This is a genomic window from Paenibacillus sp. sgz302190, from assembly GCF_059820445.1.
In genome coordinates this window covers 1-11393 of the sequence record NZ_JBZYAO010000074.1, presented here as the reverse complement: position 1 = coordinate 11393, position 11393 = coordinate 1, and the positions used below count along the sequence as shown (strand labels likewise).

General features: G+C 53.3%; 9 protein-coding genes. All 9 read left to right on the top strand.

From position 1 onward, the window contains the following. The first annotated feature begins 697 nt into the window (after positions 1 to 697). Entirely contained in the window at positions 698 to 1990 is a 1293-nt protein-coding gene (locus tag AC6RNO_RS36180) for a hemolysin family protein (protein WP_474684517.1), read from the top strand. Positions 1991 to 2096: 106 nt separating this feature from the next. Beyond that, on the top strand, positions 2097 to 2819 hold the full coding sequence (locus tag AC6RNO_RS36175) for a lytic transglycosylase domain-containing protein (protein ID WP_474684478.1): 723 nt from the start codon (positions 2097 to 2099) through the stop codon (positions 2817 to 2819). Between the two features lie 168 nt (positions 2820 to 2987). Further along, positions 2988 to 4163 (top strand): IscS subfamily cysteine desulfurase, encoded by a 1176-nt coding sequence (locus tag AC6RNO_RS36170; protein ID WP_497108397.1) that lies wholly within the window; start codon positions 2988 to 2990, stop codon positions 4161 to 4163. Further along, a complete protein-coding gene (gene thiI / locus AC6RNO_RS36165; RefSeq protein WP_497108396.1) occupies positions 4163 to 5368 on the top strand; it encodes a tRNA uracil 4-sulfurtransferase ThiI in 1206 nt (401 codons plus the stop codon). The genes AC6RNO_RS36170 and thiI overlap by 1 nt, the downstream gene beginning before the upstream one ends. A 61-nt stretch (positions 5369 to 5429) precedes the next feature. Next, on the top strand, positions 5430 to 6104 hold the full coding sequence (locus tag AC6RNO_RS36160) for a TerC family protein (protein WP_474684475.1): 675 nt from the start codon (positions 5430 to 5432) through the stop codon (positions 6102 to 6104). Between the two features lie 169 nt (positions 6105 to 6273). Continuing rightward, on the top strand, positions 6274 to 8697 hold the full coding sequence (locus AC6RNO_RS36155) for a DUF8725 domain-containing protein (RefSeq protein WP_497108395.1): 2424 nt from the start codon (positions 6274 to 6276) through the stop codon (positions 8695 to 8697). Next, positions 8694 to 9629, top strand: coding sequence for an ABC transporter ATP-binding protein (locus AC6RNO_RS36150; RefSeq protein ID WP_474684473.1), 936 nt, complete (start codon positions 8694 to 8696; stop codon positions 9627 to 9629). The genes AC6RNO_RS36155 and AC6RNO_RS36150 overlap by 4 nt, the downstream gene beginning before the upstream one ends. Continuing rightward, positions 9622 to 10452 (top strand): ABC transporter permease, encoded by an 831-nt coding sequence (locus AC6RNO_RS36145; RefSeq protein ID WP_474684472.1) that lies wholly within the window; start codon positions 9622 to 9624, stop codon positions 10450 to 10452. The genes AC6RNO_RS36150 and AC6RNO_RS36145 overlap by 8 nt, the downstream gene beginning before the upstream one ends. A gap of 36 nt (positions 10453 to 10488) precedes the next feature. Further along, positions 10489 to 11393 (top strand): hypothetical protein (locus tag AC6RNO_RS36140; protein WP_497108394.1); only part of this gene is annotated, 905 nt, incomplete at its 3' end.

Genomic DNA, 11393 nt, shown 5'->3' with positions numbered 1-11393 from the left:
TACAGACCTCATTCAAACCCTCATTTCCCCTCCCTGAAATACTTTTTTTCCCAAATGATTCGTTATGCTTTCGTAAACAAACAGGGGTTTCTCAACAGCCTGATTTTTGCAGGTTTTCTTCACGCAACCAGGTAGATTGTGCAACCTGCCCTGGCATGTGGGTTTCCGGGCAGCGTGATATTTGCAGGAATGATTCGTTGCAAACGCATCAACGAGGAAAAAGCTGCTGCACGAGCTCGGGCCCATTTTACTCTTTTTCGCACCGTACCCAGTTCCCAGCGCGCGATGTTGCTCTGCATGATGGCGGTTGGTCAACCACATGAATTTTTTGCATGCTGCCAACGATTCGCTTAAGCCCTGCCGCGAGCGCAGGTTTTCGATGATGACAAGCCGAATTCGGCTTGTTGTTTATTTTTTTTCGAAAAAAACGTGTATTTCCGACTGAAAAAACGTTTATCGGGGGATCAGCTACTTCCTGACGATCAAATTAATAGGTATGCTCCCGAATGCTCGTACTTTTTGGCATCAGGAGTCATAAACGAACCTTTGATTGATTAGAGTATTATTATATAATGAAAAGTAATATTTCAAATTGACTTCAAAAGGGAGGTGCACCTATTCTTCTCGACTGCATCAAGAGGAGATAGGTAAGGTATTGGAAGATCCTTTACCGGCAACGTTACTTAGTTTTGCATTAATGATTTTTTTGGTTTTATTGAATGGTTTTTTTGTAGCGGCGGAGTTTGCAATGGTTAAAGTAAGGGGCAGCCGGATCGAATCGCTCGCTGAAGACGGGAACCGGAATGCCAAATTTGCCAGAGGAATTATTAATAATCTTGACGCGTACTTGTCGGCTTGTCAGCTCGGAATTACATTGACTTCGCTCGGACTCGGTTATGTCGGTGAACCGACATTTGCCAAAATATTGGAGCCGCTGCTGAGCCCGCTTAATTTGCCGGATTCGGTTTTCCACACGATTACATTTGTCATAGCTTTCTCGCTCATGACTACGCTGCATATTACGCTTGGCGAGCAATTCCCGAAAACGTATGCCATCCGGAAAGCGGAAGACGTGACTTTGCTGGCCTCCGGGCCGATGATCGTGTTTTACAAATTGATGTATCCTTTCATTTGGATGCTGAACGGAATTTCCAACTGGATGCTGCGCCGCGCCGGCATTGAACCGACGACCGAACACGAATCGGCGCACACTGAGGAAGAAATCCGCGTATTGATGAAAGAGAGCCACAAAAACGGACTCATCGATAATACAGAGCTTACGCTTGTTGACAATATATTTGAATTCGCTGAAACTACGGCCAAAGAAATTATGATTCCGCGAACGGAAATGGAGTGCTTGTACGCAGGCTTGTCATTTTCGGAAAATTTGGCGGTAGCCATCAAAGAGATGCGGACCCGTTATCCGGTATGCGATCCCGACAAAGACAACATTATCGGCTTCGTGCACATCAAGGATTTGCTGAAGCCTGACGCGAATTTGAAAGGAATTAAAAAAATTATTCGTCCGATCACAACCGTGCCGGATTCCATCCAAATCAGCGATCTGCTTAAAATGATGCAAAAGCGGAAAAGTCAAATGGCGCTGCTGATCGACGAATACGGCGGTACATCCGGGCTTGTGACGCTTGAGGATATTATGGAGGAAATCGTCGGCGAAATCCAAGACGAGTTCGATGAGGAACGCGCGTCGATCGAAGTCAAGGATGAGCAGACGTTCTCCATCGACGGGCTTTTGCTGATTGATGAAGTGAACGACTATTTCGGCGTTGAAATCGAATCCGACGACTACGATACGATCGGCGGCTGGATTTATTCGCAGATCGAAATTCCGCCGAGCAAAAATCAGCAGGTTGTTTACAACGACGAGTTGCTTTTCATTGTCGAGGAAATCGATCATTTGCGCATTTCCAGAGTGACGGTGCGAAAAATAACGATGCAGGATGAACTGCTGCAGCAAAACATTTCATGATAGAAATAAGGAAATAAGGAATAGCCCGCGGGCTGTTCTTTTTTTTGCATCCGAAAAAAAGGATAGTCGTTAGGGCACAAAACGTGTACAATGGGAATAGCAATGTATGGAAATGAGGGTTATGATGAACAGCATTGATCCCAGAGTAATGAAGGAACTGCTTCAGCTGCAAATGCTGAACAAAATGGCGCTGATTTCAGGCGATTCCAGTACATCCGCCGCCGACGATTCCTCCGATTTTGGCGCATTGCTGGAAACGATTATGGGACAAGCCCCGGGCGCGCAAGCCATGCAGCCGTTATCGGCATGGGCAGGCAATCAGGCAGGGGCGATGAACGGTGTCCCCGCTTCGTTAAGCGCTTTGGCGAAATCGTATTATCCGCCGCGTATATCGGAATCCGGGCATGTATCCCAATCCCAGTTCGACGAGCTCATTCAGGAAGCAAGCAGCCGCTACGGCGTAGATCCGGCGCTTGTAAAAGGCGTTATCCAGCAGGAATCCGCCTTCAACCACCGGGCCGTATCTTCGGCAGGGGCTAAGGGACTGATGCAGCTGATGGACGGAACCGGAAGCGAGTACGGTGTGACGAATGCATTCGATCCAAGGCAAAACGTCGATGCAGGCACCCGTTTCCTGCGCGATTTGTTGAACAAATACAAAGGCAACGAAGGCGTTGCTTTGGCCGCCTACAATGCCGGGCCTGGCCGGGTAGACCGGGTCGGGATCCGTTCGGATCTGGATCTGGCGGACAAGCTGCATTTGCTGCCTATGGAAACGCAGGCTTACGTGGGCAAAGTGCTCGGTTACAAGAAAAGCTATTCGCAGTAAATACATATGGTCGAAAAGGCCGATGCCCGCTTCTGGCGCGGGGGTCGGCCTTTTTGCCGTTTCCGTTTGAGGAGACGGCTGAACGCGAAGCGCACTTGAGTTATAAAGCGATTTAAGCTTTAATGATAAAGGAATGTCAATGCTCAGCAGGAAAGGGAATTATCATCTATGCTTTATCTCGATTATGCGGCCACAACGCCGCCATATGAAGAAGTCATCGCCGCCGTAACCGAAGTGATGAGCCGGTACTACGGGAATCCTTCGTCGATCCACGGGCTCGGCTTTCAGGCGGACAAACTTTTGCAAGAGGCGAAAGAAGTCATCGCCGCCGCGATCGGCGTTTCATCCGGTGAAATCATTTGCACATCGTGCGGCACGGAAAGCAACAATCTGGCTATAAAAGGGACCGCCTACCAGTATCGGCAGCGAGGAAACCATCTCATTACGACGCAAATCGAGCATCCGTCGGTCAGGGAAGCATTTCGCCAACTGGAGGAAAGCGGCTTCCGCGTCACCTATTTGCCTGTCGACGCCGCAGGCACGGTCAGTCTGGAGGCGCTGCGGGAAGCCGTGTGCGACGAGACGATTTTGGTCAGCGTCATGCATGTGAATAACGAAATCGGCACGATTCAGCCTATTGCGGAAATCGGGAAATACCTTGCCGGCTTCCCGAAAATCGTATTCCATGTCGATGCCGTGCAGGGCATCGCCAAGCTCCCGTTCAAGCCGCGCGAACTGGGCGTGGACCTTTGCAGCGCATCCGCGCACAAATTCAGAGGCCCCAAAGGCGCGGGCTTTCTTTACTGCAGGGAAGGGCTGAAACTGCAGCCCTTGCTTGCCGGCGGAGGCCAGGAGCGCGGCTTCCGCTCCGGCACCGAGAACGTTCCGCTGATCGTCGGCATGGCGAAAGCGCTCAGGCTATCGATGGAACGCCTGGAGCAAAAAACAGCGCATTGCTATGAGCTGAGAAGCCGCATCGCCGGCGCAATCGCAGCGATTCCCGAGCTCGCGCTCAGCGGCTCCGCCGATCCCGAAGCGATGGCTCCGCACATCGTTCATTTTGCTTTTCCAGGCATGAAAGCGGAGGTCGTGGTGCATGCTTTGGAACAAAGGCGCATTTACATATCGACGAAATCGGCGTGCGCTTCAGGGCAGGAGGAACCGAGCCAGGTGATGCTGGCGACCGGCTGCGGCAGAGAGAAGGCGCTCAGCGGGCTCAGAATTAGCTACGGCGCGGAATTGACGGCAGCTGAGGCCGACCGCTTTATTGCCGAGCTGCAGGCTGTCGTCAAGCAGTTGACGCCGACGATCAAGCGGCGGGTTTCCGGAAGGGGGAGACGATAGTGAAACCGGATTGCATGATTTTACGGCTCGGAGAACTTACGCTCAAAGGACGCAACCGTAAAAAATTCGAAAAAAGTGTTTTACAGCAAATACGCAAAGTTTTGGCCGATTTTTCCAATTTGAGGTATATTCCCGAGTATGGGCGCGTATATGTGGAGCTAGGAGAAGCATCCTATCAAGAGGCGGCCGTCCGGCTTCAACGTGTTTTCGGACTAGCCTCGTTCAGTCCGGCTTATCACGCTCCGCTGGAGCTGGAGGCGATTCAGGAGCTGGCGCTGAAAATGATGAAGGCGCTGCCCGTGCAGCCGGCTACTTTTAAAGTCAGCGTGCGCAGAGTGAACAAAGCGTTCCCTTACGATTCGCAGCGGATGAACTATTTGGTAGGCGGCTATGTGCTTCAAGCTTGTCCCGGGTTAAAAGTCGACGTGCATCATCCGGAAACGGAGCTGCGGATCGAGCTGCGCGAGGAACAGGCGCTGCTGTATGCAGAAGTTACGGAAGGCGCCGGCGGATTTCCGTTAGGCACGAGCGGCAGGGCACTGCTTCTTCTGTCCGGCGGCATCGACAGCCCCGTAGCAGGCTGGCTAGCGATGCGCAAAGGACTGGACATCGAAGCGATCCATTTTCACAGCTATCCGTACACAAGTGAACGGGCTAAAGAGAAAGTTATTGAGCTTGCGCGGCAGTTGTCCGGCTACACAAATTCCATCAAGCTTCATCTCGTGCCGTTCACCGAAGTTCAAACTTCCATTCACGGCGCATACCGCGACAATTTGCTGGTCACCTTGATCCGCCGCGCGATGTACCGGATTGCCGAGCAAATTGCGGAAAGGGAAGGAATCGCCGCGCTGGTGACGGGCGAGAGCCTTGGCCAGGTCGCCAGCCAGACGCTGCCGAGCCTGAATGCCATCGGGCGCGTAGTAACGCTGCCGATTTTGCAGCCTGTCATGATGATGGACAAGAAGGAAATTATCCGAATCGCCGAAGCGATCGGCACGTTTCCCATCTCGATACTGCCATACGAGGATTGCTGCAGTTTGTTTTTGCCGCCTTCGCCGAGCACGAATCCGAACGTTCGGATCGTGGAAAAGATCGAGGGCGCCATGGAATTTTTGCCGGCATTGATCGAACAAGCTGTTCGGGAAACGGAAACGGTCAACATCGTTCACGATCGAAAAACCGATTCCGGGCACCATTTGTTCTAGCCCGAACGGATCGCTGCCAGCCGGGGGCTTGCCAAAAGATAAGGGGCGGAGGTAATGAATCGTGTGGGATCAGCTTTGGTTGTTTTTGCAAATTATGCTCATCAATATCGTGTTGAGCGGGGACAATGCAGTCGTCATCGCGTTAGCGAGCAAAAATCTTCCGCTCAGGCAGCGCAAGCAGGCGATCTGGTGGGGAGCGTTCGGCGCGATCGGGCTGCGGCTGATCCTGACGCTGATTGCCGTCAGCGTTTTGAACATCCCGTACATTCAAGCGGGCGGTTCGATTTTGCTGCTGTGGATCGCCATCAAACTGCTCACGGACGATGACAGCCACGCCAATATCAAGGAAGCTTCCACACTTGGCAAAGCGGTCTGGACGATCATCGTCGCCGATTTTGTCATGAGTCTTGACAATGTACTGGCGATAGCCGCCAAGGGACAAGGCAACATGACCGTCATTATACTCGGCATCGGCCTGAGCATTCCGATCATCATTTGGGGGAGCAGCCTGGTTATGAATTTGCTGCACAAATACCCGATTCTCGTTTATATCGGGGCGGGGGTTCTCGGTTATACAGCCGGGGAAATGTTCGTCAAGGACCCCAAAATGATCGATCTGGTGCTGTATCACTATGAATACTTGCACACCGTGATTCCGATCGCCACCACGATCGTCGTCATTGGGGCGGGGCTCGTCGTCAAATGGACCCGTTCGCTGCAAACGGCAAGCAAATAACAATCTCAACCGCCCGGCTGACCCATTCTATGGAAGCAGGGCGGTTCTTTTTAACCTTCATAGCCAAGTCTGTCACATAAATATTACATTTTCCCTGGCCTTTTTGAAACTTTTTGGTAATGATCTCGTCTCTAATGGTATATGCGTGCAAAAGAAGGGAGTTCACAGGGTGAAATCAAGGATCGGGAAATTATCGTTTTTTCTAAAAATGTGTACGGCGTGGTTCGTCTTGCTGGGCTTGCTCGGGCAAACGCTGCCAGGTTTTGCGGGTGCGGCCGGAGCGGAGGAAGCCCGAATCGGGATTCAGGCGGAACCCGGCTTCGGGGCTTCCAATGTGAAGCTGAGGAAGTGGACGCCGGTCAAATTTACGCTGCATAATCCGGGGGCGGACGTATCCGGCGATCTTGCCGTGCAGGTCGTCAATCCGGGCGAAGGCAAGGACAACACTTTTGTCAGCCATGTAGAGCTTCCGAAAGGAAGCACAAAGACAGTTACACTGCTGCTGCCTGGCAGTGAATATGCAAAAGGTAACAATAGCGTTGCGTTTTACCGCGATTCGATCCAAAAAGGCAAAGCGGTTTCGTTGGAAGGAACAGCTTACCTGGAGACGTTCAGCATTCCGGCGGACACGGTTCAAGTCGGGGTGCTAGCCCGGGATGCGGATACGATGAACTTCCTGGCCGTTTTGAACCAATCCGGCAACAAAGTCAACGTGCTGCATCTGAAAGAGACGGATATTCCTGCTTCAGCGCTCGGATTGGACGGAATCGACGTTCTCGTTTTGAACGATTTTGCTTCCGATACGTTATCCGCAGAGCAAATTCAGGCGATCAAGACATGGGTGCAGCGCGGGGGCAGGCTCATTCTGGCCGGCGGCGCAGGCTATCCCAAAACGGCCGCTCCGTTTGCCGATGCCGCTCCTGTGGCTTATCAGGGAACGGCGAGCGTTCAGGAACTCCCGCAGTTGGCCAAGCTGGCGGAGAAAGAGCTCGCGCTGCCGCAGCCTTTTACCCTATCCAAGGCCCAGCTTGTTCAGGGCGCGGAAACGATCGCCGCCGAAGGAGACGTGCCGGTGTATGCAAGCAAGGCGTTGGGCAGCGGCAAAATCGTGTACGCAGCATACGACTTGTCTCTGAACCCGCTTGCTTCGTGGAACGGGAATCCCGGCTTGTGGAGACTTTTGCTGAAAGAGCCGTTCGATGAAATGAACAAATACAGAACGAATCAAAACCGGTACGGACCTGATCCTTATTGGGATCTGAACCGGGCGTTGGAATATTTTCCGGCCCTGAAGCCGCCGAAATTGACGGCATTGACATGGACGCTTCTGTTGTATGCGGTTGTCGTCGGACCGCTGCTTTATTGGCTCTTGCGACGGGTGGACCGGCGGGAATGGGCCTGGGTCGCGATCCCTGCCCTTGCGATCGTGACGAGCATAGGCATTTTCCAGTTCGGGGCGGCGAACCGCGGCAGCATGCTGGCGCAAGCTTTAAATATCGTGGAGCTTGACGGGAACGGATCGGGCATCAAGGCATCGAACGTCTCGGTCTTTTTGCCGAAAGGCGGCAGTCTGGACATGCAATTTCCGGGAGGGGCGCAAGTTGCGCCTATTATGCAGGAAAATTTCAGCACCGGCTCGCAAGTAATCGGCAGCAGCGAGCTGGTCATTCGTCAGGACAATGATGCCGCCCGCGTCCGAATACAGGACATTCCTTACTCATCGGTAAGCAAAATGAAAATCTACGACGAAGCGCCTATTGCGGCCGGCAAGTTCGAATATTCATTTACCGACCTGTCGGCGGGTTCGGCTAAAGGCAAAATCACGAATCACACTAAAAAGGACCTGACGGACGTGGTCTTATTGATGAACCAATCTGTGGTAAAAATCGGCGAGTTGAAAGCCAGCGCCACGGCAAGCTTCGATACGGCCGGCGGTACCGGAATTTCGTTCGGACCGGACGTCGCAAACGTTATTTTTACGTCCCCGGCGGCGGGAGGAGCGGATACCGGCTTCCGGCAGCGCTCACTGCTGAACGGCTATTTGCATAACCGGCAAAACGTATCCGGCGGCTTTGAGCCGATGATTGCCGGATGGGTGACGGAACAGCAGCCGATCGCTTTGGGAGGCGGAAAAAGCTTGCCGTCCGAACAGCTGTCGCTGATCGTCCAACATATCAAGATGAGCTTCGTGACGCCGGAAGGGCAAATCGTGATCCCAAGCACGGCGTTAGTGCCGGATATCATCGACAACAATATGCAAACGGGCCTTTTCAATTTCCAAAGCGGTCCTTATATCCAACTGGGCACCGGAGACTTTACATTGGACTACAAGCTGCCGCAAATCGAGAGGGCCTCTTACACGCTCATGAGCATGCAGCTCGAACCGAACAGCGGGGCAACCCTGGAGTTGTGGAATGCAGCATCTCAAAAGTGGGAAACTCTCGACGCGCAGAAGTCCTTGAATTGGGATGCGGAGAAGCTTGCGCCATATATTTTGGAAGGGAAATCGATCCGCATGAAAGTTACCTCAACGCAAAATCATACGACGTTCCGCATTCCCTCCATATCGCTTGAAGGGAAGGTGAAACCATGATCGAGATTACGAATTTGACGAAAAAATACGGCAGCTTTACCGCATTGGAATCGCTCTCGATGGAGATCGGCAAAGGGACGGTATTCGGTTTCGTCGGGCCGAACGGAGCGGGCAAATCGACGACGATGTCGATTTTGGCTACCTTGCTCAGTCCGACTTCCGGCACTGCCAAAGTAGGCGGCTTCGATGTAACGGAAAAGCCGAAAGAAGTGCGCAAGCTGATCGGCTATATGCCGGATTTTTTCGGTGTGTACGATAACTTCAAAACTACCGAATATTTGGACTTTTACGGCGCCAGCTACGGAATTCCCAGAGCCGAGCGCTTGAAGCTTATTCCGCAGCTGCTGGATCTCGTCAATTTAACGGATAAGGCCGATTTTTACGTAGATTCCTTATCCCGCGGCATGAAGCAGCGGCTTTGTTTGGCGAGATGTCTCGTGCACCAGCCGGAAGTGCTCATTCTCGACGAGCCCGCTTCCGGCCTCGATCCGCGAGCGCGCATCGAAATGCGGGAAATTTTGAAAGAGCTGAAGGTTATGGGCAAAACGATCATTATCTCCTCGCATATTTTGCCCGAGCTGGCCGAGATGGTCGATGAAATCGGCGTTATCGAATACGGCAAGCTGATCGCCAAAGGAAAAGTCGCGGACATTCAAAACCGGATGAAAGCCAATCGCGTCCTTCACGTGCGCGTTCTGAACAGGGCCGAAGAGGCGGCGGTTTTTTTGGAGCGGCAGCCGCATGTTACGATGGTTTTCAGCGATGAAAAAGGAATTCACGTTCATTTTGGCGGCACGGATGCCGATCAGGCGGAAATGCTCGTTCAATTGGTGGGACAGGGATACCAGGTGCTGTCTTTTAGCGAAGCGATGACGAATCTGGAAGACGTGTTCCTCGAAATTACGAAAGGAGGCGGAGCTCACGATGAGTAGGATCAACTGGATCAATCCGGTCATGGAAAAAGAATTTCGGCTGCGCATGCGCACATTCCGCTCTCCGCTCTCCATTTTTATTTATTTGCTGGCGATCGGCGCGCTCGCGTTGGGGTTCGCGTATATTAACACGGTCGGCATGTCGGACGGGGTGCTCAGCACGACGAAAAGCAGCCAGCTGTTTTATTTTCTGAGCGGCGCGCAGCTGGTGCTGATATCCTTTATGACACCCGGTTTGACTGCCGGAATCATAAGCGGCGAGAGGGAGAAGCAGACGCTGAATATGCTGCTTACGACGCAGCAGAGCTCGGCGACGATCATTTTGAGCAAGCTGTTTTCTTCGATCAGCTTTATGCTGTTGACTGTGCTGGCTTCGATGCCGCTGTACAGCATCGTGTTTTTATACGGGGGCGTTTCGCCCTGGCAGCTGCTTTGGGTGTTCGTCTTTTATGTGTTCGTCATGATCGCTCTAGGCGCGGTAGGCGTGTTTTTCTCCACCATGTTCAAGAAGACGGTCATCGCAGTCATTGCCGCGTACGGCTTTGTGCTGTTTATTTTCGGCTTTACCGCGCTTGCCGGCATCTTTTTCGGGCAGCTGTCCGGGCGGGGGATGAACGAGGAGGTGCTGGGCTACTTTTTAAGCTTGAATCCGATGCCGGTGCTGCTCAGCCTGATGATTCCGGATGTCGCGAAGTCGGTGTTCGGCGGTCATACCTGGCTGCAAATGTGGCATATTTTCGTCGCCGTTTACACATGCATTTCCGTTCTTGCGCTCTGGCTCAGCATCCGTTATTTACGGCCGATCATGAAGACGAAAAAATAAATAGGCAAACTTTATGAGCGGGAAGGAGGCGCAGTTGTGAAAGATTCGACCTTGCAGGAGGTGCTCCGGCCTGTGCGGCAGCGCTTGTGGAAAGCGCAGGGGCTCCGCTGCCTGATGCTTAGCTTGCTTGCGGGACTGGCCGCAGCCGTGGCGTGGATGATGATCGCGCGTTTCTTCCCCATCCCCGGGTATCGCTGGGGCGTGCCGCTGGCGCTCGCGGCAGCGCTTGCCGTCGGCGCCGCTCTGCTGTACGTCCGCCGTCCGGATGACGATTCGGCCGCCCGCTGGATGGATCGCAACGGCATGGAGGACCGGATGTCGACAACGCTCAGGTACAGCGGCCAGACGACGGTATTCGCTGTGCTGCAGCGCGAGGATGCGATCGAACGGGGCGGCATTTTTGTGCGGGATGAGCTGGATAAAACCGTACGCCTTCGCGTGGACCGCAAATTAGCGGCCGCCACATCCGCATGTGCTCTTGCGTTAGCCGTGCTGTTCGCCGTTCCTAACGGTGCAGACGACGTTCTCAGGGACAGACAGAAGCAGCAGGCTTGGCTCGACGAACAAAAGCAAAACGTGCAGGAACTGGTCAAACAATGGGAAGCAAAACCGTCCCGGCTTCCGGCCGCCAAGGACATGCTCGAAGCGTTGAAAGATTTGGAGAACAAGCTGGGTCAAAAGCAAGTTCCCCCGGAAGCTCTGCAAGCGATGGAGCAGGCGATGAAACAAATCGAGTCGGGGCTGGCGCAATTGGAAAAGCAGCGGCAGCAGACCGAGCAGTTGGCCGAGTCGCTGCAGCGCACGGAGGCGCTTCGCAAGCTGGGCGAGGAGCTGCAAAAGGGCGCTGCCGCAGGCGTCAAGGAAGCGGCCGGCAAGCTCGGCGAGCAGGTGGCGGCGATGACGCCGCAGCAGAAGGAGCAGCTCGCCGCAGAGCTGGAGCG

Coding starts and splice junctions, on each gene's coding strand:
- AC6RNO_RS36180 (WP_474684517.1), top strand. CDS start 698: ATGATTTTTTTGGTTTTATTGAATGGTTTTTTTGTAGCGGCGGAGTTT.
- AC6RNO_RS36175 (WP_474684478.1), top strand. CDS start 2,097: ATGGAAATGAGGGTTATGATGAACAGCATTGATCCCAGAGTAATGAAG.
- AC6RNO_RS36170 (WP_497108397.1), top strand. CDS start 2,988: ATGCTTTATCTCGATTATGCGGCCACAACGCCGCCATATGAAGAAGTC.
- AC6RNO_RS36150 (WP_474684473.1), top strand. CDS start 8,694: ATGATCGAGATTACGAATTTGACGAAAAAATACGGCAGCTTTACCGCA.
- AC6RNO_RS36145 (WP_474684472.1), top strand. CDS start 9,622: ATGAGTAGGATCAACTGGATCAATCCGGTCATGGAAAAAGAATTTCGG.